The following is a 25,417-nucleotide window of genomic DNA, read 5'->3' on the forward strand; positions in this document are numbered from 1 at the left end:
TCATTACGCACACTACTGGCGAGTATTGAAACTGAACGCCGCTTGATTATTTAGGCTGAAAAAAAACGCTTTAATATCTTGAATTTCTTGCGCTGTTAGACGAATACCCAGCTGATGTTTAGCGGTGTCGATAATAGCTTGTTCAATGGTAGTGGCAGCACCGTCATGGAAATAGGGAGCGGTATTCAGCACGTTACGCATGGAGGGCACTTTAAAAAAGAACTTATCTCCCGCATTACCAGTGACTTGCGCTCGGCCAAGGTCAACTTTGTTGGGGTAAGGCTCCACAATGCCCATTTTCATCAACAGTTGTCCGCCCATCGCAGGGCCGTTATGGCAAGCCACACAGCCTTTCTCGATAAATAGCTTTAAACCTGCTTTTTCCTGCGTGTTTAGCGCAGCTTCGTCACCTTTTAAATAATGATCGAAGCGATCTTGGGAAATTAATGTCCGCTGAAAGTCGGCCAGCGCGATCGCTAAATTTTCCATCGTGATCGGGTTAGTAGTATCAGCGCTTGCCGGAAACGCCTGCTCAAAAAGCTTGGTATAACCTTTAGTTTCCAACCTAAGAATAACTTGCTCTGGTGAAGTCATCGCCATTTCTAACGGGTTGAATATCGGCAAGGTCGCTTGCTCAACAAGCGTTTTAGCTCTCGCATCCCAAAATTGGGCAAAGTGCAAGCTTGAATTCCAAGTGCTCGGCGCATTGCGAGCACCTAGCTTGCCCAGTGCGCCGATTGATGTTTTCAAATTATCAACGCCAGCACCGCCATTACCGAGTAGATTGTCGAGTCGATGGCAGGTATTACATGACTGGCTATTGTTAATAGAGAGGGCAGTTTCGAAATAGAGTTTTTTACCTAAGGCGATACGTGCTTGAGTATTTTGAGTTTGCGCTAAAAGTGGCTTTGGAAGTGGGGAAAAATAAGTGCGAGCAGTGTCTAACAAATTTGCGTTTTCAGTTGCAGCAATTGCCACGCTTGTTACGAACACGAAATGAAGGAACAGAGAAAAAAGGAGCTTGCTCATCGCTTACCTAACTGGTTATGGCCGTTTCGACTGATAATGTTTCAGCAAATAATTCTTGCCTAACAATACTTGCCTAATAATAAGGCTAAGTTTAAACCACTATTAAAGGCGCTAGAATAACATGCCTCTAACCTCAAGCTATTAGTAATAGCCTTATCGCCTTTCACTCATGCAAAGAGCATTAGCTTTGTAGTGGCCAAATCAGTTCGACTTTCGCTCCCTTATTCGCATGCTCTTGATTACCAACTTTCGCATCGGAATCAGCCATATTGGAAAGCCTGACAATGCCGCCGTGTTTGTTCAACACAGTTTCAACAAAGGCTAAGCCGATCCCTGCACCATTGGCCTTAGTCGTAAATAGTGGCGTAATGGCATTATCGATATTAGAAAAGCCGGTGCCATTATCTATCACACTCAAATACTGCTGATTATCTTGCTGGTAATAATTCACCTTAATAGCTACAGCCTTAGTGTCTTTTGACTCAACCGCATTTTTAACCAAATTCATCAGCACTTGCGCCATCAGTTGTGAGTCGGCGTAACAGATATGTTGACCGGTAAACGTCAGTGAATCTTTTTCGGTTAATAGCACTTTGGTTTGCTCAACCAAGGCAGGTAATTCAAAACGCTCTTTATTGGGCTCTGGAATTTTTGCCACTTCCGCAAAGCGTTCGACAAAGTTCAGCAAGCCGTCCGAGCGGGTTTTAACACGCTCAAGCACTTTTCGCGTTTGCACTGTATCCAAGGCTTGCATCGACAATAAGGTTTCTGCCATTGACGACATCGGCGTTAGCGTATTTCTCAGCTCATGACTCAGCACGCGCACTAAATTTGCCTGCACCGCCTGCTCGCTTTGTTTGAGTTCGCTGGCAATATCAATCGCGGTAAACAAATGGATGGGTTGTTGCTGAAAGTTAATCAGGCTGGACTGACAACGCCAGTTTGACGCCAGCGCTGAATGATTTAGCTGCTTATTTTGCTCGACAAAGCCTAACGCTTTAGCACTCACGCCTTGTAATAAGCTGATTTCAGCAATGTCGTATGCCGCTCGGTTGGCATAGCTTAGCGTGTAGTCTTGCTCGAATATCACCACGGCTATAGGCAAGTCTTCAAAAAGCTGACCAAACAACATGTCCAGTGAAGCGTTTGCTCCTCTGTTCTCTGTGGACTGTTGATAAAACTGCGTGATCTCATCACTCAAATCATCGAGCAGTGCCGATTTACCGCGCTGAGCAAGTGAGACACCAGACTCTCCCATCGCTAGACTTTGCGTGTAAGTAGTTAAACGCATAATCGAAGACGACCAAAACTGCCAAGTGCGCCACGCCAACCAACAAAGGGGGTAACTCAATAAAAACAACGAGGTTACCGTGGCAAGCATGGACCAGCCCCACGCAGACGTTAACAGCACGACTAAGGTAAGAAAAGCGAGTACAAAGCAGGTCAGAGCGAATTTGATCTTGAATTCCACTGAGCGAAACCTGCTACTCAAGGTCAAATTCCTCTTTATCGAGTTGGTATTTTTCCATTCGGCGATACAGCGCATTGCGGGAAATACCCAGTGCCGCAGCCGCTTTACTGATATGGCCTTGATATTTTTTCAGCGCTTTTCGGATCATCTCAAATTCAATGTCATCAAGCGGGCGAAGTTCTCTATCATTAACTTCATTGCTAGCATGCTCTGATGACAGAGGCTCGGACAGCATAATATGTGCACTTAAAATTTCTGTCTCGCGACACAAAATCACCGCTCGCTCTATCACATGGCTCAATTCGCGAATATTACCCGGCCATGAATACGCGTTCAGCATCGCTATAACATCTTTGCTTAATGTTAGCGTTGGCTTGTTGTATTTGGCTGAAAACTTTTCGATCAAGCTATCACACAGCGGCACAATATCTTCTTTACGATCTCTAAGCGGTGGTAGTGTGAGCACAAAGGTATTTAAGCGAAATTTAAGATCGCGTCGAAACGCACCCGTCTCCACTAACTGATCCAAATCGGCATTGGTGGCGCTGATCACTCTTACATCCGCATGCAAGGTTTGGCTGGCACCAACCGGTTCAAATTCGCCGCTTTCTAGTACCCGCAACATTTTGGGCTGCACACTAGCGGGCAGGGTGCCAATTTCGTCTAAAAACAAGGTACCATGCTGCGCTAATTCAAAGCGCCCTTGGCGATTTTCACGCGCATCTGTAAAAGCACCTTTTTTGTGACCAAATAGTTCACTTTCGAATAAATTTTCTGGGATTGCGCCCATATTCACCGAGACAAAAGGGGCTAAGTGTCGGCCAGATAGTTGGTGAATGCGCTGAGCAAGCAGTGATTTTCCTGTGCCATTTTCACCTAAAATCAAAACGCTGGCTTGCGTGTCAGCCACTTGGCTGATCACAGCTTCAAGCTGTTGCATAGCTTCAGATTCCGCAATCCAGCTGATGTTCTTGCTATCAGCATCAATATGACTTTTTCGGTTAGCAGCTTTCTTTTGGGAGGGCTCATTATCAATAGGTATTTTAGCTATTTGCTTATCAACAATGCCCAACAGTTTTTGGTTATCCCAAGGCTTTTCAATAAAATCAGCGGCACCTAATTGCATACCTTTAACCGCTAATTCGATATTACCCCAAGCTGTCATCAGCACCGTTGTGATATGTTGCTGCGCTAACTGCGACAGTACTTCCAACCCTTCATTGCCACTGGTGGTATCACGACTGAAATTCATATCTAGTAGCACTAATTTAGGTTTAACACGGGCAGTGATACTCGCTAATTCGGCAGGTGAATCTGCTTCCATCACCTGATAACCCTCATTGGTTAGCAGCATAGACAAGGCCAATCGAATATCTTCATCGTCATCCACAACAACGATCAGCCCTTTGTTCTTTTGCACAATGCTCCTTAACATAATGCTCCTTAAATTAACGGCCTCGAACTGCTATGTTCGAGGCCGATACTGCATCCAAAATTGATAAATAGTTTGTGAAACTATTTGTTAAATTAAAGTTCTCTTAGCACCCGCATGGGATCTTTACGGATAACCAACCAGCCCGGTAGCGCCACCGATATTATCATCACTATCGCAAGCGCCAAGTTAATCAGCGATGTTACCATCCAGTCAAATACTGGCGCACTGTTAAAGAAGGTCAGTAAATACTGGTAGCTAGTCACCGCTGCCAATACGCCTAGTCCTAATCCAAACGCTAACATCCAAATAGAATCTTGAAGCAACAAGCGTAGCAAGCGACTTTGTTTAGCCCCCGTTGCCATGCGAACCGCCAATTCATAGCGTTTTTGGCTCGCGGTCATTTGACTCAAACCGGAAACACCTATCGCAGCTAACGCTAATGTGAGTGCCGCCAGCCCCATCACCACGTACATATTTAAGCGAGTGGCTGCCGTCACCGTATTCCAGCGCTGTTGCATTGACTCAACTTGCACATCACTCAAGCGTGAATCCATACCGACAAGTAGCTGCTCAACCTCTTCTCGCTGCAACTCTTGCGCGTCAGGCATAATCACCACGGCAGACAAGCGATTTAACGCAATGCGCGATGGATTACTATAGTAGACTTCCGGGGCATCAATGTTCAAGGTGCCGCCCGGCAGTGGAATCGTATCTTCCACTATACCCACGACCTTGAAAATATCTTCTGCATCGCTTCCCATTTTAAGCTCTTTACCAATCATTGCTTGCCATGGTTCATTGCCAGCACGATCGATGGCAAACGAACGAGAAATCAATACATGTGGTAAGTCGATATCTGCTTCGTTCAAGTCTCTGCCGGCTAGCAGCTCAATATCAAACTTAGCCAATAGCCCCTTGGCCCACATTTGTGGTCGTATCATCACGGAATCACCAGTATCGGGATCAGGAAATGCACTCATCGAGACATTGTTTGTCAGTGGCAGGGCATTAATATCAATAACATCACCGCCTAAATTAGACAGGCGTTCAACTAAATTAGCTCTCAGTTGTTGCCATTCACTGCCGCGATACTGTTCGTATTCAGCCAGTGATGTTTGCCAAGTTTCATCGCCTATCGCCATGCTCACTTCAAAAGCATTGGGCATACTGTAACCAAGGTTGGCGTAAGCGCTACGGTAACTGTCTTTGACGGAAATACTCGCACCAGTGAGTAACACACAAGCCAAGGTTAATTGCACTATCATCAGCGCTTTACTGACCAATTGATTTTGCTGGGCTGGGGTGCCTTTACCACTGGAATTTAAACTGTCGGTCAATGCGGTTTTATCCACATAAATCAGCGCGATCATGGCGAACACAAAATTGATCATGCCAATCAAAACTAGGGCAATAATGACGCTGCTACCACTTAATGATATTTGCTCCATTAAGGGTAAGCTATCACCTGCTAAGGTAGGTAAACTTTCGATCAACCAACCTGCTGCAATTAGTCCAAGTATGGTTGCCAGCAAAAACATCGGCAGATTTTCAGTGAAAATTAAGCCACGTAGTCGGCCGACACTTGAACCCATGCACATTTGGATAGCAAACTCTTTGTTTCTGCTTTGGTAGTGGGCAATAAACATATTGAGCAAGTTTAAGCTCGCCATTACCAATAAACTAAACATGGCGAACATCAATACAAATACCAGCTGACGACTATCACCAATAAAGGAGTCTCGGTAGCTTACGACTTCACCGGTGACTGCCTTGCTGAGCAGAAAATCACGAGCGCGATCATTGCTGATCTCCGCATTCACGTAATCAACAAACCACTTTTCCAGATCTGCAGGCGTTGGAAGCGCACTTTTATCCCCTCGAACAAAGGTAATGGGCCCTAAGTTAAGTACAACTGCATCAGGTGATTCTAAGGCTGATTGCAAGTTTTGAAACTGCCAGATTTGTTCGCTTGGCTGCTCACTCAGATTCACCGAATTAAGGCTGATTAAGTTGTCAAAAACCCCAAAAATAGGATACTCAGTGCCATCTAGGCGTAGCATTTGCTGCGACAGATCTTCAGCGCTGCCAAACATTGATTGCCATAAAGCCTTAGAAATCCAAACACCTGCTTCGACATTATCAATATCACTGCCTTGGCCGTTCAGCAGCGATAAACCAAGCACTTCTGGTGAGCCTGCTGTAGCATTAAAACGCGTTACTTGAACTTCATTACCATCAAGCTCGATAGATACAGTGTCTGAGGCAATATTGCCCCAAGCCAGATCGTCGCCATAGAGCTTTTTAATTGCTGCGATGCGTCTTGGCTCACTGAAAAACGGTACGGTTAAATCTTCATTAAATGCCAAATTCACTTCAATGCGATACAGATCACTTTCATCGACATCCGCTAACGGTTTGTATAGCAGCGTATTGGCCACCGCGATCACGGTTAGTACAGCCGCTAATGTTAACCCTAAGGTAGTGATCAGGGGCAAACTTAACCGTGGCAGGGTAAAGATGCGGGCAATTCCCTGTTGAAAAGCCTTGCTGTAAAGTCTCATGCCACTTCCTTTTCACTCTTAGTTTGTAGTTTATCGCTTTGCAAATTATTCGTTTGCAATTTATCGCTTTGCAACTGTTTCTCACCAACTATTTTGCCATCTAATAGTTGAATTTGGCGATCCGCCAAACCACTGTAACGGCTGTCATGCGTGACCATGACAATGGTTGAGCCTTGCTTGTTAAGCTCAATCAATAGCTTCATTACCGCATCACCATTTTTGGTATCTAAGTTACCGGTTGGCTCATCCACTAAAATAAGATCTGGGTTGCCCACCAAGGCTCTAGCGATTGCCACCCGTTGCTGCTGACCACCTGAAATTTGATTCGGCTTATAGTTTACTCGGTGCTGCATTCCCACTTTTGTTAGCGCAGCTAGCACTTCTTGCTTAATCACCTCAGGTTTTTCACCTCTGTGCTCTAACGGCAGCGCGACATTGTCGTATACCGACATTGAATCAATTAGGTTAAATGATTGAAAAACATAACTAATATGCTGGTTTCTAACATGAGTGCGCTGATCAACTTTTAATCCTGTGGTATCAATGCCACTCAGTTGGTAGCTACCGTCACTCGCGCTATCCAGCAAACCCATAATGGTTAATAGTGTTGATTTACCGCAGCCCGATGGGCCGGTAATAGCGACGAACTCGCCTTGGTAAATGGTCAGTGACACCCCTTGCAAAGCGTGCGTTTCAATTTCAGTACCGACGTATTTTTTATGAATGTTTTCCATGCTGACGACAGTGTTATTAGTCATTGTTTACCCCTGTTGATCGATATTGATAGTTTGATATGCCGACCATGTGTCAGGCATTTGTGAAATAAATTGCTCGTCTGCACTAATGCCAGACTCGATAATGAGTTTGCCCTTAGTTAAATCGCCCAATTGAATGTTTCTTTTCGTTGCTGTTGTGGTGCTATCTGAGGTTAGTACAAAGCGCTCTAGCTGAGACATTGGACGCAAGCCTGCCACTTGTTTGATATACAGGGCATTTTCTTTGGTGTGCATAAATATTTGCCCGGTAACCGGTGCTAATGGTCTAGCATCGGCAGGTAACTCGCTAGCGAGTGCCACTTCTGCCAGTACATTACCGTTGGTCACTAAAGATTCGATACGGGCGATTGTGCCACTAATACTTCCCTTGCGCGTGGCTAGTTCGACAGGCGCACCAATGATAATTTGATCCGCTTGATGTTGCGGTACTCGAAGCCTTGCTAATAAAGAGTCCACTGAACCGACACGTCCTAATATGGCACCTTGTGGTAAAGACTCACCCGTTTCAACCGCTAAACTTTGCAAAGTGCCATGAATCCCCGCTTTCACTTGTAAATCATCCAGTTGCTGTTGTAATAATGCGACTTCTTGGCTTTGCTGCTCCAATGCAATTTGACGTTGTTTTAACTGAAACGCCTGCACTTTGAGAAAGTGTTGGTATTTTTGTTTTTCAAATGCGAGCTTTTTCCCTTGCTGATTAACCGACAATTCCGCTCTAATGATATCCAATTTGGCAGACACACCGCGCTCGGAAAGTTCATTGTTCACTCTCAGTTCCAACTGGGCTCTTTCCAGTGCTGACTCGATATCGACAATGCGGCCTTGGTAATCTAGGCGTTCATTTTCTTGTTCTAATTCAAACGACTCTAACTGCGCTTTGCTAGCATCTAAATTCCCCACTGCTGACTGATAAGCCAAATTCAGCTCTGGGTTTGCCAACGACAAAATCACCGTTTCTGGCGTAACGATTGCGCCGGGTTTAACGTGAATAGTTGCCACTTTGCCTGACGCTTGCGACGTTAACATGCGCTCTTGTGCAGAATACAATTCACCAAATGCTTGGCTAAATAAGTCCACTTGCCCTTGTTCAACTTTCAGTAACGTCAATTTATCGCTAGCCACTGTCGGCACACTATCCACCTGATAAAAATATAAAATACAGGCAATTAAGCCCACAAACGTGGCGGCTGCATATTTGAGTTTCATGGACTTCTTACGCGGTATCTGAATTTCCACAATGGCTCCCTTCTCGATTTTTAATTCATTATGCTAGGGGTAATGAAAAATCTGCGCCAAGTTTATTAATCATAAATATCAATAAGTTAAATTGGTAGGCATTGAGGTGTTCGGATTTGAATGTATGTTTTCAAACAATTGTGTTCGATTTCGAACAATCATTATTTAAGTATTCGCTGGGTGAAAAACGCTAGAAATCTATTAGCTACTTAGCTAGTTAAGAAGAAAGCAGAGCAAGTTAAAGCTAGAAAGATGAAAGGCCGAAATAAAAAGAGCCGCAGATGCGGCTCTTTATGTGGGGTTGTGTGAATACAGATAAATACTCACACATTTTTCTTTTGATACTCGTATTACTTTTAACGACTTATCTTTAAAGGTTTGTCTTTAAAGGATTAGTTTTTTAAATCAAAGCGGTCAAGTTGCATAACTTTAACCCAAGCAGCAATGAAGTCATCGTAGAACTTCTGCTTGGCATCAGCTGACGCATAAACTTCGGCAATTGCACGTAGCTCTGAGTTCGAACCAAAGATTAAGTCAACCGGTGTTGCTGTCCACATCGCTTTACCTGACTTACGCTCTTTACCTTGGTAAATACCTTCTTGGTTGGTTTTGCTCCACGTGTAGCGCATATCCAATAAGTTAGTAAAGAAGTCGTTGTTCAACGTACCCGGCTTATCAGTGAATACACCGTGCTCGCTGCCATCGTAGTTGATGTTAATGCTACGTAAGCCACCTAATAATACCGTCATTTCTGGTACTGTTAGACCAAGCATGTTGGCTTTATCAACCATCATTTCAGTTGGGCCGAAATATGAAGCGTCAGTGAAGTAGTTACGGAACGCATCAGCTTTAGGCTCTAAGTGGGCAAATGAAGGTACTTCAGTTTGTGCTTGAGAGGCGTCAACACGGCCCGCAGCAAATGGTACAGACACTTTCATGCCAGCATCTTTCGCCGCTTGCTCGATACCGGCAGCACCAGCTAAGACAATAACGTCAGCAAGTGATACATCACGGCGAGACTTCTTGTTCCACGCCTTTTGTACACCTTCTAGCTTAGCTAATGCTTTGCTTAGTGCTTTCGGGTTGTTAACTGCCCAGCTTGCTTGTGGTTCTAAACGAACACGTGCACCGTTAGCACCACCACGCATATCGGTTACACGGTGACTTGCCGCTGATGCCCATGCAGTGCGCACTAGCTCAGACGTTGTTAAACCCGTTTTCAAGATTTGCTTTTTAAGTTTCGCAGCATCTTTTTCACTAATTTGCTTACCTTTAGCTTCTGGTAATGGGTCTTGCCATAACAAAACTTCTGCTGGTACATCAGCACCAACGTAACGAGCACGAGGGCCCATATCACGGTGCGTTAGCTTGAACCATGCTTTAGCGAAAGCTAAATCAAACTCTTTTGGATCAGCTCTGAAACGTTCAACAATTTTGCGGAATGCAGGGTCTTCTTTTAACGCAATATCCGTAGTGAACATGATAGGTGCATTACGCTTACCTGGAATGTGTGCATCTGGCACTAGGTTCGCTGCTGCTGGGTTATCTGGGATCCACTGCTTAGCACCTGCTGGGCTTTTCGTTAATACCCAGTTGAAGTTCATTAGGTTATCTAAGTAGTTTGAAGACCACTGTGTTGGTGTTACTGTCCACGCACCTTCTAGACCACTGGTGGTGGCATCAGCACCTTTACCAGTACCACAACTGTTTTTCCAACCTAAACCTTGTTGTTCGATTGGCGCAGCTGCAGGCTCTTTACCAATACAGTCGCTTGGCTTTTTCGCACCGTGCGCTTTACCTAAGGTGTGACCACCCGCAATTAGGGCAACAATTTCTTCGTCGTTCATTGCCATACGGCCAAATGACATACGAATGTCGTTAGCAGCTAATAGTGGATCTGGTTTACCGTGTGGGCCTTCTGGGTTAACGTAAATTAAGCCCATTTCAACCGCCGCCATTGGGCCTTTTAATTTGCCAAATTTGTCGCGACGCTTGTCTTTTAGGAAAGCTTTTTCTGGGCCCCAGTAAACTAAATCAGGCTCCCAATCGTCTGAACGGCCACCAGCAAAACCAAAGGTTTCAAAGCCCATTGATTCAAGTGCAACATTACCCGCAAGTACCATTAAGTCAGCCCATGAAAGGCTTGCACCGTACTTTTGCTTAACAGGCCACAATAGACGACGTGCTTTGTCTAAGTTGGCGTTATCTGGCCAGCTGTTTAAAGGCGCTAAACGATGTTGACCACCCGCTGCCCCGCCACGACCGTCGGCAACGCGGTAAACACCAGCGCTGTGCCATGCCATACGAATCATTAATGGGCCATAGTGACCCCAATCAGCCGGCCACCAGTCTTGAGAGTCAGTTAAGGTCGTTTCAATATCTTTTTTGACTGTTGCTAAGTCTAGCTTGGCAAATGCTTTTGCGTAATTGAAATCAGCACCGTAAGGGTTAGATTCTGGGCTGTGCTGACGAAGTGGGGCTAAGTTTAGTTGCTCAGGCCACCAAAATTGATTGGTTTTTGCTTCACCTACTGACGCAGATACTGACATTGATGCCGTGCCGAACATCATGCCAGCAGCGACTGCAGCAGATAAGATCTTATTAAATTTCATTTGTTCCCCCTAGAAGGATAGTTAGGTGTAACTACTCTGTTCAGCGAAAGTATAGGAGATTCCCAAGCAATCGAAATTTGATTAAAATGAACGTTATATTCGATTTATTAGAACAACAAGATGATTTCTCTTAAGCAAATCAATTACGCGCTAGCGGTTGGTAAAACCTTGCACTTTAAAAAAGCCGCAGAAATGTGCAACGTGTCGCAGTCAGCATTGAGCTCTGCCATTAATGAAATGGAAACTCAGCTTGGCCTCAAAGTATTCGAACGTAATAACAAGCACGTTTTTATTACTGATATCGGTCAGCAAGTGTTAGCAAAGGCTCAACAAGTTAAGTTGGAACTTGAAGAACTTATGCAGCTGTCACAGATGGATAAATCACCGCTGAGTACCCCAATGACGCTTGGCATTATTCCAACCATTGGCCCTTACTTATTACCGAAAGTGCTACCGGAAGTACGCAAAAACTACCCAGATTTTCGCTTAAAAATTGTTGAAGCACAGTCGCACGAGTTAGTTGATCGAGTGCGCACAGGTGATTTAGACGCGGCAATTTTAGCACTACCTTATGCGATTGATGGCTTGATGAGTTTCGAATTTTGGCAAGAAGACTTTTATATGGTTTGCCACCACGAAGAATGCCCTGCTAACACTAAAGAAATCAGCACGCAAGAAATGGCAATGGACAAGCTCATGTTGCTCAAGGAAGGACATTGCTTAAAAGATCACGCCCTTGCTGCTTGCCAACATAAAAGCGTAGAGAAAGACTCAACCTTTGATGCCACTAGCTTACATACAATAGTCCAGATGGTAGCAGGTAAACTAGGCACCACGTTAGTACCAGAGATGGCACTACAACAATTGCTACATAACGAAAGTGAACTGCGCGCATTGCATTTAAATGAGCCGGGCCCGCACCGTAGCATTGCCTTTATTATTCGTCCTAACTACGTTAAAACCAATGACATTGAAGTGTTGATGAAGCTATTTCGCCAGCAACTTAAGTTACTATGTACTAAGCCAAAATAGTTGCCGAAAACTACTGCCAATTAAACAAAATTAAACGCAATCATCAAAATAAATCGTGTAATCGTTGAGCCTATGCTACTGAGAAAGGCTCAACGGTTTGCTTGTTAAAACGGCTTGCTTGTTAAAACGGCTTGCTTGTCAAAGCCGACTACTGAACGATCCAACTTTCATCTCACTTTCTATTTCACTGTTGTACTTTTCCTGCGCTTTTCTTGTGCTTTTACTCGCTCTGACTCTCAGGTTTGTTGTTTCACTTAGCTGCTATGTGTTGGTTAGTAATATGTGTTGACGAGTTGAATGCAGGCATAAAACCATTATGTTCGAAAAAACTGATTGTAATAACAATTTTAATTAATTTTTATAATTAACACCTTGGCCGCATACTAGCTTCATCAAACAAACACAGGCACTTGTTATTTCGCTCTACGGGCATTGATAGCAAGCACAAGCAAGATAAGGCTAACCATTATGAAAAATGTTATTCAATCAGTTATTCGCCAGTTCAACCGCAATCATTCCGTTAAAGCGGAGGCTGTTAAAAGCAAAGCAAACGAATGTAACTACAAAAACAATTACTACGGCGATCAACTGTGCAAAGTGAAGTTGGGTTAAACCCTGCTCCCATAAAACGTTAGCAATTATTAAGCACTAGGTAATTAATTCAGCTTTAACTGGGCAGAGCAACCAAAATAGGAAACCAACAATGGCTAAAACAACGACCTTCGCAATTACGCATTTTTCTGTGGCCTTTGGCGTCACTTATGCCATTACTGGTGATTTTGTACTAGGTGGCTTAGTCGCTATTGTTGAGCCAGCGATTAATACCGTTGCCTACTTTTTTCATGAAAAGATTTGGGATAAAGCAAAAGCATCGAATGCCAGTCGCTCCCTCAGCAGATCCGCAGCGTATAGCTAATTTAATCACTAGAAGAAATTAATCGCTGAATTCACACCAGCAAAGACCCAAGGAATAATGATGAGCGCAAATACAATCAATATCGGAATTAATGAAGCAGACCGTATTAACGTAGCGGAGCAATTAAAGCACTTACTCGCAGACTCATACACGCTTTACCTACAAACACATAATTTTCACTGGAATGTCACTGGTCGCCAATTCCGTGAACTGCATTTAATGTTTGAAGAGCACTACACTGAATTGGCCGATGCGGTTGATGAAATTGCCGAACGCATTCGTACACTTGGCGTTGCCGCACCTGGCACGTACAAAGCATTTGCAGCATTGAGCTCAATTGAAGAAGTGGAAGGTGTGCCAAGTGCCAATGAAATGATTGAAATTTTAACCCGAGCTCATGAAACTGTCGTTCGTACTTGCCGCGGAGCACTTAAAGTGGCTCAAGATGCTGACGACGAGTCTTCTGCAGCACTAGCTTCAGACCGCATGCGTGTACATGAGAAAACAGCATGGATGTTAAGAGCACTGCTAGACTAACCTCAGCAACCTTGCTTGCAGCAATATGATAACGACAAAGCAGCACCTAAAGCTTTAGGTGCTGCTTTTTAGATACTGCTCCTTTCGCTGACTAAGCAAAATCGGCGCTGTTGAAGCCTGCCAAACATCACTAAATAAAATTCATTGTCTTATTCATCGGTAGCTCGCGAATGCGTTTACCTGTTGCAGCAAAAATCGCATTAGCAAGAGCAGGGGCAGCCGGTGGTACGCCCGGTTCGCCAATCCCTTTGATGGACTGGTTGTTCTCCAGTACTTTTATGTGAAATATCGGTACTTGGTTTAAACGCATTCCTTGGTATTGGTGGTAGTTTGTTTGCTGAGGCGCGTAATTATCATAAGTTAGCTCACAATTGATGCCGTGGCCTAACCCCCAAATCGCAGCGCCAAACAGTTGCGCCTCAACATTAACCGGATCTAGCACCAGGCCAACATCAGCCACAATATAAACCTTGTCGATACGAATTCCAGCTGGTGTGTTCGTCACATCAACCACATAAGCACAGGCAACGCCAAACGAGCGAGTCATAGCCACTCCGCGCCCACGGTTTTTACTTGGCTTACTCCCTTGCCAGTTAGCAAGTTCAGCTAAGGTTGCCAAGACTTGATCGGCAACAGGGTCGTTACACAGGCGAATGCGTTCAGCCATTGGATCTGCGCCAGCTTGCACAATAAGCTCATCTAAAAATGATTCATGGTAGAAGCCATTTTGTGAAGCGCCAACCGAGCGCCAAGAGCTGATCGGCACCATTTCTGGTGCTTTGTAGCCAGTGACTCGATAGTGTTCAATACCATAAGGCTGATCGTCGGCACCTGTGGTGATGGTGGCATCTGGCCCTGGTAGTGCGTTATCAATTCGTCCAAACCAAGAGGCCATCAGTGAAGCGCTGACCAATTGCATATCCATGGCGACAACATGTCCGTTACTGACTCGGCCTTTTGCTTTTGCAAGTGTCATTGGCCTTGGGTAGTCATGACTCATGTCTTCTTCGCGCGACCATGTCATTTTTACGGGTGTGCCTTTCATTGCCATAGCAATTTCAACCGCTTGTAACACGTAAGTATCTTCTAAACGGCGACCAAAACTGCCGCCCATTGGCAGCACGTGCAAGTGAATATTCGCTTTGGCATAGCCTGTTAGCTGAGCAACATGATTTTCTATAAAACGAGGAATTTGAGTGCCAGTCCAAATGTCGATGCGGGTATCGGTTATCAACACTGTCGCATTCATTGGTTCTAATGGTGCATGGGCTAAATAGGGGGTGCGATATTCGGCACTGACTAGCTCTGTTGGTGCGCCACCAGCTAACACTTGTTCAACACGCCCGTTATCAAGGCGCTGAATATTCTCAAACTCTGGTTGAATATGGTTTTCAAGTACTTGCCACATTTGCGCTGAATTCGCTGGGTAGGGGGCTGGTTGCCATTCAATTTCAATCGCATTTACCGCTTTAAAAGCTCGCCACGTATTGTCTGCGACCACCGCAACACCATTGGTAATCGGCATAACCCGTTTAACACCGCGCATTTTTTTTGCATTACTGGCATTGAAAGACTTTACTGGTGCGCCCAAACCAGGGTTGGCGCGAACACTGGCATAAACCATGTTATCGGCTCGCATATCAATGCCGTAATTTTGTGTTCCCGTTGATTTGGCTAGAGTATCAAGTCGTTGATGTGGCTTGCCTAAATATCGCCATTGGCTGGCAGGACGCAGTGTCACCTCATTTTGAGGTGCTATATTGGCAGCGCTTGGTGCGAGTTCCTGATAACTAATTGCTCGCTCATCAGGCAAAATCACAAAGCCATTTTCTGTTGTTAATTCCTCAACCGGCACATTGTAGACAACAGACGCCGCCATTTTTAGCGTTTCACGAGCGACCGCGCCGGCCATACGCAAACGCTGATACAAATCTGGTACCGTTGAACTACCGCCAGTAATTTGAAAACCCAACAACTTACCGATGACGTCGCCAAAACCAGGCATAGCTTCATCCATGACCGCGCCATTATAGTAAGCCAAACTTGGCTTACCTGGGCTAAGGGTCACTTGGTAGGGGTCAACATCAAGCTCTTCTGCAAGCAACATTGCCTGAAGTGAATACACCCCTTGGCCTTTGTCAGCACGCGGGGTAATTAAGGTCACGCCATTGGCGTCAATTTTCACAAACGGGGTTAATGCAGCCTCACCTTCTTTTAACCCATCGAGCAACGGGTTGTCTGCAGGCGTTAGATATTTATAGGTACCAAAGGCAATACCACCAGCAATTGCCGCAGAGCCGATTAAGAAAGTGCGACGGGTGAATGTGCCAAGCTTACTCATCAGCAGCCCCTTGGCGCAAAAGCTTACTAGCGCTATAAATCGCTTGTTTGATACGAGGGTAACTGCCACAACGACATAAGTTGCCCGACATGGCGGCATCAATATCACTGTCGCTTGGGGTAGGATTAAACGCCAATAGGGCTGCGGCTTGCATCATCTGCCCAGACTGACAATAACCACATTGCGCTACTTGGTGCTCGGCCCACGCTTGCTGCACCGCATGCATCGCTTGAGGTGTTCCTAGTCCTTCAATGGTGGTAATTTTTTGGCCGTCTACCATTTGCGCTTGTAACTGGCATGAGCGCATCGCAGTGCCATTAAAGTGGACGGTGCAGGCACCACATTGAGCTAGGCCACAACCAAACTTAGTGCCCGTTAACCCCAATTCATCGCGTAGTACCCAAAGTAGTGGCATATCATCCTCGACATCAACCTCTACGGCGCTACCGTTTAATTCAAATTTCATGATTCCATTCCATTAGTTATCAGCCAGCTAACAAGCAATAGCTTTTTTATTGAGTCTTGTCAGTAGCATACAATTTAGCATGAAGATGCTCAAACTTTGTACTAACGTTAATAGGCAGAGTTACGATGTGTTGCGCGCTTTAGATTCATTACGTCTGTCCTCCATACTCAATGCGGCCGAAAGGCAATGTTAACTAGATTAACCACAAAGGACGTGCACATGAGACATTGGCGACCATCGCTTGATACCCGTAATCAAAGCAAAGTAAATGAGTTTTGGGTGTTATTCGACACGATTATCAACGAAGCCATTTCACTAGAACCGCTTAAAAGTGCCCAGCAAAAAAATGGCGAAGTCTTTCCCTACTATATTCAACGGCGCTCTTATTTTTCAGCAGAAACGCTCGAGAAGCTGAAAAGTAAAATCAGTATAAAATTCAAGCACTATCAATTAGGTGAACAGGAAATTGATTTAATTGGCATGTTGACCAATTACAGTGGTAGAAGACAAATTGCGATAGTGGGTCATCGTGGGGTCGGCAAATCGTCATTTATCAATTATGTTAGCTGGGTTATCCAACAGTCTGGAGTCAACGAAGGCTCACAATTCCTCAATATTGATTGTCGCGCCATTATCGAAAGCGAAGGAAAAATCAGCTTGTGTCAGCTTTTCTACGACGCAGTTGAAGCACTACCTAGCGAAGTTTTTGGTCGAGAGTTACTTAAAAAAGTTAAAGCAATTCTCAAAGAAGACAAAACCGAGAGTATTACTGGCGCCCTCACACATTTGAGCCGGCAGTTACAAAAGCCAAAAAAAGACAAGTTGGTCGTGGTTTTTGATAATTTAGATCATCTGCATTGCGACTTCATTGCCAAAGCAACCGCGTTATCACGGCAAATTAGCATTCAAACCGACTTGCCAACTATTGTATGTATTCGTCCCAACAGTATGCAGCGCCTTGCATTGCGGGGAAATTCCCGAGCTATGTTTGGTTATCGACTTAATTTGTCACCACCTGATTTTACCGTTTGGTTTAACATGCTGGGCGAGCGTGTGGTCAACACCTTTATGAAGCATCGCAGCAGCAATAAAACCACCTATAAGCTCTACAATCGTACGGTCACCAAAACTAATTTACTGAACTTTTTTTCAAGCGTGAATCACCTACTGCGTGGTCGCCAACCCGATGATGATGTATTTAAGCTGATGGAAACCATTAGCTCTGATGACACTCGCCATTTAGCCTTAATTATTATGCGCTTATTTTGTCATCATGGATTTCCGGTTTACCCGTTGTTCTTGCAAAAAACAATAGAAGGGCATTTGCATCATCCTTTGCACTATTTGATGCGTGCTGAACACGATATCTATCGCAGTGACACGGCGTTGATCACTATTCCAAACCTGCTATATGTCGAGTGTGGTAATGAAGAATCTTATTTATTGCCATATCGTACTTTATCGCTGATTGCCGATGGTGTGATCATCTACAAAAACATAGTCGCTTGTTTAAGTTTGATGGGCTATTCCGAACGGTTAGTGCAGCAGACCTTAAACAAACTGATGTTGACTCTGTTAATTCGCGGCACGACCTCAGTTTCGATTGATCGCGTAGGCGAGCCTGAAGCCTTTTATCTGACGCAGTCAGGGCATTATTACGTGGAATCGTTTATCAGCACACCAGATTACCTTACCAATGTGATTCTTGACGTGAAAGCCGAACACAAGTCCTTCTACACATATTGCAATAGCCGCAAAAGCGATACAGAGTTTACACCTAGGCTTATCGACCTACTTGATTCAATTGAAGAGTACTTAAAAAAGGCATTTGAATTAGAAAAGTCAGCATTAACTAAGTTGACGTCAAAACCGAAAAGTGAACCTTTATATCAATTGACTAAGTCAATTCATAACTTTGGTTTTCTCACCGATCGTATTTGGGAAGGATTAACATCGCTACTTAAGCGCATTGATGGCAGCAAATTTAAGCGTTTAGCTGAGATCGAATTAATGGCACAAGAAGTGATTGATGAGGTGCACTCATTTCGCGAACACCGATTTCAAGAACTCCTTAACAAGTGCACTAACGAACACAATTTTGAACACTGTGAGTTGGACTTCAATATTCAAGAAACCAATGTTCAACTGCTGCTCGACAACGGTATGGGGGGCACCAATATCAAAGTAGCAGTAGACGCCAATGGCTCCTATACCAGAGATTCGACTTACCTTATCGCATTAGCGGCTAACGATGATAATGGTGAAGTTTATTATGCAACGAAAGCAACCGGCTATTTTAATTCTGCGCACCAAAAATCTCAGTACATTAGGAATTATCAAACCTTTCCAAGCTTGAATTTGCCATTTGAAAAAGCCTGTGAAAAAAAGCGCTATAACGTCAAACTAACGCAAGTCACCCCAAGTCGCGAGGATATCGTGCGTTCGAATCTGGCGATCATCAATACTTATCTGAATCAAAACACCCTAAAAATTGTCTTGTCGATTGTTGGCGGCGACGACTGCAGCGAACACATCATCGGCTCACATGCTGATTTTCCGGCGCTTCAAAGCTTAGTTGATGAACAAGTGTCGAGCATTAGTGCCTTAGCAAGCCAAGGAAAGTTAACCCACGCCGCACTTGATGTTGCAGGTTCTACACTGGCGTCGAATATTCTTACCCCTGAAGGGGAATCACTACTAGCGACCCATTTGCATATGGTGAATAAAGCCGTGTTGTGCATCAACCGTGAGCTACTAGGCATCCCTTGGGAGTGGATAAGACCGCGTCCGAAACCAGGTGCCCAAACCTTAGCATTAGGTCAGGCATGGCACCTTTATCGCAACGTGTTGGATGACAGTAATTTTGTCAAAATCGACTTCACCGCATTTGATTATCAGCTATCGACTGATAAATATTTAGCATTCGGCATTCAATCTGCAGAAGAAATTGAGCAAACAGTAAATACGCCAAGTTCACTACCAGAACTTTACCAGCATTTAGAGCCCAGTAGCATTATTCACTTGGTTGGGCATCATGACGAAAGCAATGCCAACATAGTGTTAGGCGAAAGTAGTATCGGTAGTATTGACGACCACACGCTTACGATTAATTACGCAGAAGCAGACGCATATAGCTTTGAGGGTAAAGATAGCCTGCTAGTGCTATCGTCTTGTGGCGTATCACTATCACCTTATCACAACAATATCGCGATCAAACTGTGTGAGCGAAACGGCTGCGAAGTTTGGTCGCCCCTAATCATTATTCCTTACCAATACGCCCAACAATTACATCATCATTTCGCACAGCTTCACCAGCAAGAACAAGAAATGTCGATTGCTGCGGTATGGGAGCATGTTATGAAATGCGACACAACAATCGCAGAGCGTATATACACTCGCTATTTAAACATGGAGTAGCTAATGGATTCATTTGAACTAGAAATTAACGAGCAAGATTTACCCATTGACGTAAAAAACAAATTAGAAATCGCTAATGCCGAGCAAGAAAATTTAGGTGTGGTGGATAACGTTAAAGAAGTACTGTCAGCAAACTTCGGTAAAATAGTGCTATCAAAAGTATCTTCGATTATTCCTGATGCCTATGAAATCAACGAGCTCAGCTTTTCCGTATCACTAAAAGGAGAGTTGTTTGGCAATGGCTTTAATACGCAAGTAACCGTTAAAGTGAAGCCGGTAAAATGACTCAAAATAACAGAAGCGAGCTCTTACTTATTCAGGTCTAGTTAAACCTAAACCGCTTAAGCAAGTATCAACCACAACTTCCAGTTCATTTGCTTCTACGCCTGAGCGAGCCATTGCGGCTGTGCCTTTAAGCATAGTGTATAAGGTAAGCGCAATTTGCTCGGCTTGATTCGCAAGGTTTAATGAAACAGCTTCACGATCGTGTTGAAATAGCTCAGTAAATACTTGCTTGGGTATAGACTCAGCTGTCGCCAACACAGCACTAGCTTGTGCAGGTAGATCTCCCCCGACAATTTCCGACTGGCACTGCACTAGGTAGCAACCTTTAGGAGAGTTAACACAGCATTGTTGATTAATAATCGACATTAAATATTGTTTAAGGCGATCAAACAACGATAGTGAAGGGTTATTAAGGATTTCCAAGTGTGGCTTCATTTTGCTATTGATGTATAGCTGTGTAGCCTTGATAAACAATGATTCTTTATTGCCAAATGCACTGTATAAACTGGGCTTGTTAATGCCCATTCGGCTGGTTAAATCGCTAAGCGAGGTACCGCTATAGCCTTTTTGCCAAAACACTTCCATCGCAGCTTGTAGCGCAACTTGTTCATCAAATTCTCGTTTTCGACCACTTACCACGTACTTTTCCTAAGGCTACTTATACCAATTTAATTAAAAAATTGCTCAATTCAGAGCGCTGTCAGCGGTGGGAGAATTAGCCAAATTTGTGCAGATATAGTTGCTCTACATCGAATAAATTTGGCGAAATTATCGCGCCGCTGAAACGCTCCCAAGGGCGAGTTTAAAAGGCTTATATGCGGCGTTATTGGTTTTAAAAAGGGAATAACCATTCTTTGCAATCAATGCCTTGCCTACATGGCTGTAGGTACTTAGGTTACGCGTGGAGCATGTAACCTGTGCCTCTAAGCCTTTTAACTCTCGCTGAATGACTAATTCTTTATTTGAATTGGTATAATCATTCACATCTCGCTAATGAATATTTTACGCCGCCATGCTCGTATCCGCAATCTGATGTTTAGGGCGCAGGCACTAAACACCAGATAGGCAGATGATTACGCGAATTGCTTAAATGGAGCATCTAATTCTGTCTCAGCAATGTGATTAGTGTAGTTACTGATCACTTTTTGCGATAGACCTAAGATGATTTCAAGTACTTGCTGATCACCATAACCAGCAGCGAAGAAACGCTCTAATTCAACACCATCAATGTGACCGCGATTGCGAACAATCGCTAATGTCGTATCGCGAAGTACTTCTAACTTATCTGTTGGTAGCGGAGTTTTGTTGCGCAGCGCATTAATGATCTCTTCGCTAACTTTCATTGAGTGGGCAATACCTGTATGCGCTGGCACACAGTAGCCGCATTCGTGTTCAACATTAATGGTTTGCCACACAACCGTAAGTTCATCAGCATCAAATGATGAGTTAGAAAATAGTTCGTGTAAAACTTGGTAAGCTTTTAACGTCTCTGGTGAACTTGCCAATACTGCGTGTAAGTTAGGCACCATACCAAATGCTTTTAACGAGTTGTCTAGTAGTGGTTTACTTGCTTCAGGTGCACTGTCTACTGTGTGTGTTTTTAATTTAGTCATCTGCTTATTCCTCTCTTATTGCCGCGCTAATTGGGCGACTTCATTAAGTTTTCGTCAAATTTGTACCGATAGGTATGAAATTAATTATAGTGACAATTGGTTAGATGGCTAATATTTGTTTGTTACAAAGTGTAGGGCGATAAATTGACCAAATACTCTGATTAGCGATAGCGGCTAACAATACTAGTTAACGATCGCAATTGAACATCTACGCAAATTACTGGCGAGCTTGGCAGATTATTTATGTATGAATAGAAATGCGTAGTTAGGGCACAAGCAGCTAAGGCTAAGTAAAATAAGAAGTGTGAAATTGACTAATGGTTGGAAGCAATCTTTTAGTAAGGTGGTTGTTGTTTATATTCAAGTAAGTGAAATTAAATTACAGGCATAAAAAAACCGGTGATAACAAAATCACCGGCGTATTAGCTTATGGGGAAAGCTAGAATATACAATTATTACAACAAGCGTTCACGTCGAGGAACAGGATGAATTATAGAGTAAGGACTCTATTCCTGTAAAGCTTATTTTGTAATTTTTTTTCATTTTAGTTGTAAAAAAACGTAAAGTGATGATTATTACAATAAAAAAAGCCGCAAGTGCGGCTTTATTGATCGATCGCTGTTAATTTACAACATTTGTATTAGTGAGCTTGTTGCCAATTATCGCCACTACCCGCTTCTGCGATTAATGGCACATTTAATTCAGCTGCCGCATTCATGATTTCAACCAATTTGGCTGTCACTTGTGCTAACTCACTTTCCTTGATTTCAAAAATCAATTCATCATGAACCTGCATGGTCATTTTCACCACATCGCTCGGTTGTGTCGCAATCCACTGATCAACCGCCAACATCGCCTTTTTAATGATATCAGCGGCAGTACCTTGCATCGGGGCGTTGATGGCAGCGCGCTCAGCCGCTTTTTTACGTGCTTGGTTGCGCGCTTTAATATCAGGTAAATACAAACGACGACCGAACAAGGTTTCAACATAGCCTTTTTCACTCGCTTGCTGACGTGTGTCTTCCATGTACTGCATAACGTTAGGGTAGCGCTCGAAGTATTTGTTCATATAGTCTTGCGCTTGGTTTCGACCAACACCAATTTGTTTGGCTAAACCAAATGCCGACATACCGTAAATTAAACCAAAGTTAATGGCTTTCGCGCTGCGGCGCATATCGCTAGTGACACTTTCAACATCAACCGCAAAAATTTCAGCTGCGGTTGCACTGTGAACATCTTTACCTTCGCTAAACGCTTTCACTAAGCCTGGATCGTCAGACAAGTGCGCCATAATTCGCAATTCAATTTGCGAGTAGTCGATCGCAACAATTTTGTAACCTTGCGGCGCAATAAAGGCTTGGCGAATTTTACGGCCTTCTTCACTACGAATAGGAATGTTCTGTAAATTTGGATCGGTTGATGACAAGCGACCTGTCGCTGCAACTGCTTGATGATACGAAGTATGTACTCGACCTGTTGTCGGCTGTACCAGCAATGGCAACTTATCGGTATACGTTGATTTTAACTTGGCTAGGCCGCGGTGCTCTAAAATCAGCTTTGGCAGCGGGTAATCAAGTGCTAACTCTTGCAATACTTCTTCAGCTGTTGATGGCACACCACTTGGCGTTTTCTTGATCGCAGGAATTTTTAACTCTTCAAACAAGATTTCACGCAGTTGCTTAGGTGACGCTAAGTTAAATGCTTTACCCGCAATATTATGCGCTTCAATTTCCAACTCAGCTAAGCGAGCGCCGATCGCTTGGCTTTGCTCCGCCAGCACATCACTGTCAATCAATACACCGTGGCTTTCCATTCGTTGCAATACTTGGCTAAGCGGAAGCTCAATATCAGTAAAAACGGATAATGGGCCTTTATCTTTAACAAGTTTTGCGTGCAATGCCTGATGCAATCGCAACGTAATGTCAGCGTCTTCTGCGGCGTAATGACCCGCTTTCTCGATCTCAATTTGGTTAAACGTTAACTGCTTAGCACCTTTGCCAGCAATATCTTCAAAATGTACGGTTTCGTGGTTCAAATATTTTTTCGCCAACGCATCCATATTGTGGCGAGTCGCCACACTGTTGTAACAGTAAGACTCAAGCATAGTATCGAATTCGATACCCGCTAGCTTAATATCGTAGTGGCTTAGCACATGCGCATCATATTTTAGGTTTTGTCCGACCTTTTTATGCTCATCACTTTCTAGCAAAGGTTTTAACTGTGCCAAAACCCAATCGCGACTTAGTTGCTCAGGGGCGTCTAAATAGTCATGGGCAACAGGTACATAGGCAGCCTTGCCAACTTCATAAGAGAAGGATAAGCCGACAAGTTCCGCTTGCATGTAATCGATACTGGTGGTTTCGGTATCAAGTGCGAATAAAGGCGCAGCTTTGAGCTTTGCTAACCATGTGTTGAAGTCTGCTTCGGTGAGAATAATGTCATATTCAGCTGTTACTGTGTCACTTTCTTCTTCACCTTGATCTTGGGTCTCTGGCGCTGTCGATGCAGCGGCGCCAGTAGTTGAAGCCGTTACAGCTGGCTTTTTCAGATCCGCTAAATGGCGACGCAATTCATACTGAGTGAAAAGCTCAGTCAATTTATCCAGATCGCGTTCTACTGGTTGTAACTCATCTACTTGTTGCTCAAGTTCGACATCACATTTTATTGTCGCGAGCTCATATGACAGGCGAACAATTTCTTCGTGCTCAATCATTTTCGGCTTCAAGCTTTTACTGCCACGAAAGCCAAGGCCTGCTATGTCGTCTAAACGTTCGTAAATCTCGCGAATACCGCCAATACCAGCAATTAGCGCTTTCGCAGATTTATCACCAACACCCGGCATACCTGGAATGTTATCCACCGCATCGCCCATCAGCGCTAAGTAATCAATCATGTGCTCAGGTGCAAAACCGTACTTTTCTTTAACAGCGTCAATGTCGGTAATTTTCTCTTTCATGGTATCAAGCAAAGTAACGTGCTCTGTTACCAACTGCGCCATGTCTTTATCGCCAGTTGAAATAACCGTTTCGATACCTTTTTCACACGCTTGTTTTGCTAACGTGCCAATAACATCATCCGCTTCCACCCCTTCAATAACCAGTAATGGAAAGCCCATAGCAGCAATCATTTCATGCAGTGGTGCAATCTGACAGCGCAAATCTTCTGGCATAGGTGGGCGATTCGCTTTGTATTCGGCATACATATCATTGCGGAATGTTTTTCCCTTAGCATCGAACACCACCACGATATTGCCGTTTGGATAGTCTTTTTGCAGGCTTTTGATCATATTTAACACACCTGTGATTGCCCCTGTCGGGTGACCGTCAGCTGTGGATAAAGCTTGCAAATAAGGAACATGATATGCGCGGAATAAGTAAGAAGAACCATCAACCAAAATGAGTGGTGAAAGGGCTGAACTTGCCATAGTGTGTTGTCAACTTAGAGTAAATTTGGCTAAGCATGCCATATCCTGAAAATTGTCTCCAGCACAGGCACCGAGTTGGTAGGTAGACTAGAGGCTAATCCAGCTGAAAGTTTCAGTAATTAATGTGGATAAGTTTGTTAACAAGCATTAGAAATCTCCGAGATAAGTTTTCACTTAAATCAGATGTTTTCTCGTAAGCTGTTGGAATACATAAAAAAGATGAGGCAGAAATCCTTTTTACACACAACATTTATTATTTTTATTTT

At 43.9% G+C, this 25,417-nt stretch carries 18 protein-coding genes; 6 read left to right on the top strand and 12 right to left on the bottom strand.

Annotation, left to right across the window (positions count from 1 at the left end):
• Positions 1–12: 12 nt before the first annotated feature.
• The 7 genes from ACSLUR_RS09795 to katG form a co-directional block, all read right to left on the bottom strand.
• Positions 13–1,029 carry a cytochrome-c peroxidase gene (locus ACSLUR_RS09795; protein WP_448554044.1) on the bottom strand — a complete coding sequence of 339 codons (1,017 nt, stop codon included), beginning with the start codon at positions 1,027–1,029 and terminating at the stop codon, positions 13–15.
• A gap of 181 nt (positions 1,030–1,210) precedes the next feature.
• Positions 1,211–2,521 carry a sensor histidine kinase gene (locus tag ACSLUR_RS09800; RefSeq protein ID WP_448554046.1) on the bottom strand — a complete coding sequence of 437 codons (1,311 nt, stop codon included), beginning with the start codon at positions 2,519–2,521 and terminating at the stop codon, positions 1,211–1,213.
• Complete coding sequence (locus ACSLUR_RS09805) at positions 2,514–3,935, bottom strand: sigma-54-dependent transcriptional regulator (RefSeq protein ID WP_448554048.1); 1,422 nt, start codon at positions 3,933–3,935, stop codon at positions 2,514–2,516. The genes ACSLUR_RS09800 and ACSLUR_RS09805 overlap by 8 nt, the downstream gene beginning before the upstream one ends.
• A 92-nt stretch (positions 3,936–4,027) precedes the next feature.
• A complete protein-coding gene (locus ACSLUR_RS09810; protein WP_448554050.1) occupies positions 4,028–6,496 on the bottom strand; it encodes an FtsX-like permease family protein in 2,469 nt (822 codons plus the stop codon).
• Positions 6,493–7,254 carry an ABC transporter ATP-binding protein gene (locus ACSLUR_RS09815; RefSeq protein WP_448554052.1) on the bottom strand — a complete coding sequence of 254 codons (762 nt, stop codon included), beginning with the start codon at positions 7,252–7,254 and terminating at the stop codon, positions 6,493–6,495. The genes ACSLUR_RS09810 and ACSLUR_RS09815 overlap by 4 nt, the downstream gene beginning before the upstream one ends.
• 3 nt (positions 7,255–7,257) lie before the next feature.
• Positions 7,258–8,508 carry an efflux RND transporter periplasmic adaptor subunit gene (locus ACSLUR_RS09820; RefSeq protein WP_448554054.1) on the bottom strand — a complete coding sequence of 417 codons (1,251 nt, stop codon included), beginning with the start codon at positions 8,506–8,508 and terminating at the stop codon, positions 7,258–7,260.
• 392 nt (positions 8,509–8,900) lie between these two features.
• Positions 8,901–11,120 (bottom strand): catalase/peroxidase HPI, encoded by a 2,220-nt coding sequence (gene katG / locus ACSLUR_RS09825; RefSeq protein WP_448554056.1) that lies wholly within the window; start codon positions 11,118–11,120, stop codon positions 8,901–8,903.
• 120 nt (positions 11,121–11,240) lie between these two features.
• On the opposite strand from katG, the gene ACSLUR_RS09830 reads away from it, so the two are divergent.
• From ACSLUR_RS09830 to ACSLUR_RS09845, 4 genes are all read left to right on the top strand, one after another.
• Entirely contained in the window at positions 11,241–12,152 is a 912-nt protein-coding gene (locus ACSLUR_RS09830; protein WP_116002127.1) for a hydrogen peroxide-inducible genes activator, read from the top strand.
• A 468-nt stretch (positions 12,153–12,620) separates the two neighbouring features.
• Positions 12,621–12,764 carry a hypothetical protein gene (locus tag ACSLUR_RS09835; protein ID WP_448554059.1) on the top strand — a complete coding sequence of 48 codons (144 nt, stop codon included), beginning with the start codon at positions 12,621–12,623 and terminating at the stop codon, positions 12,762–12,764.
• Between the two features lie 91 nt (positions 12,765–12,855).
• Positions 12,856–13,068: a DUF2061 domain-containing protein gene (locus tag ACSLUR_RS09840; RefSeq protein ID WP_448554061.1), complete on the top strand. Its 213-nt coding sequence runs from the start codon at positions 12,856–12,858 to the stop codon at positions 13,066–13,068.
• Positions 13,069–13,128: 60 nt separating this feature from the next.
• Complete coding sequence (locus ACSLUR_RS09845) at positions 13,129–13,605, top strand: Dps family protein (protein ID WP_448554063.1); 477 nt, start codon at positions 13,129–13,131, stop codon at positions 13,603–13,605.
• Positions 13,606–13,735: 130 nt separating this feature from the next.
• Here the strand turns inward: ACSLUR_RS09845 and ACSLUR_RS09850 are convergent, their stop codons facing one another.
• A complete protein-coding gene (locus ACSLUR_RS09850) occupies positions 13,736–15,946 on the bottom strand; it encodes a xanthine dehydrogenase family protein molybdopterin-binding subunit (RefSeq protein ID WP_448554065.1) in 2,211 nt (736 codons plus the stop codon).
• Entirely contained in the window at positions 15,939–16,412 is a 474-nt protein-coding gene (locus ACSLUR_RS09855; RefSeq protein WP_116002131.1) for a (2Fe-2S)-binding protein, read from the bottom strand. The genes ACSLUR_RS09850 and ACSLUR_RS09855 overlap by 8 nt, the downstream gene beginning before the upstream one ends.
• Before the next feature lie 219 nt (positions 16,413–16,631).
• Between ACSLUR_RS09855 and ACSLUR_RS09860 the strand changes: the two genes are divergently transcribed.
• Together ACSLUR_RS09860 and ACSLUR_RS09865 are read left to right on the top strand one after the other, a co-directional pair.
• Positions 16,632–19,829: an ATP-binding protein gene (locus tag ACSLUR_RS09860; RefSeq protein ID WP_448554067.1), complete on the top strand. Its 3,198-nt coding sequence runs from the start codon at positions 16,632–16,634 to the stop codon at positions 19,827–19,829.
• 3 nt (positions 19,830–19,832) lie between these two features.
• Positions 19,833–20,114 (top strand): hypothetical protein, encoded by a 282-nt coding sequence (locus ACSLUR_RS09865; protein WP_116002133.1) that lies wholly within the window; start codon positions 19,833–19,835, stop codon positions 20,112–20,114.
• A gap of 27 nt (positions 20,115–20,141) precedes the next feature.
• Here ACSLUR_RS09865 and ACSLUR_RS09870 read toward each other — a convergent pair whose 3' ends face one another.
• From ACSLUR_RS09870 to polA, 3 genes are all read right to left on the bottom strand, one after another.
• Positions 20,142–20,753, bottom strand: coding sequence for a TetR/AcrR family transcriptional regulator (locus ACSLUR_RS09870; RefSeq protein WP_448554070.1), 612 nt, complete (start codon positions 20,751–20,753; stop codon positions 20,142–20,144).
• 434 nt (positions 20,754–21,187) lie between these two features.
• Positions 21,188–21,727 carry a carboxymuconolactone decarboxylase family protein gene (locus ACSLUR_RS09875; RefSeq protein ID WP_448554072.1) on the bottom strand — a complete coding sequence of 180 codons (540 nt, stop codon included), beginning with the start codon at positions 21,725–21,727 and terminating at the stop codon, positions 21,188–21,190.
• 640 nt (positions 21,728–22,367) lie between these two features.
• Positions 22,368–25,151 carry a DNA polymerase I gene (gene polA / locus ACSLUR_RS09880; RefSeq protein WP_448554074.1) on the bottom strand — a complete coding sequence of 928 codons (2,784 nt, stop codon included), beginning with the start codon at positions 25,149–25,151 and terminating at the stop codon, positions 22,368–22,370.
• Between the last annotated feature and the right edge of the window lie 266 nt (positions 25,152–25,417).

The sequence above is a fragment of the Thalassotalea montiporae genome (genome assembly GCF_053485855.1).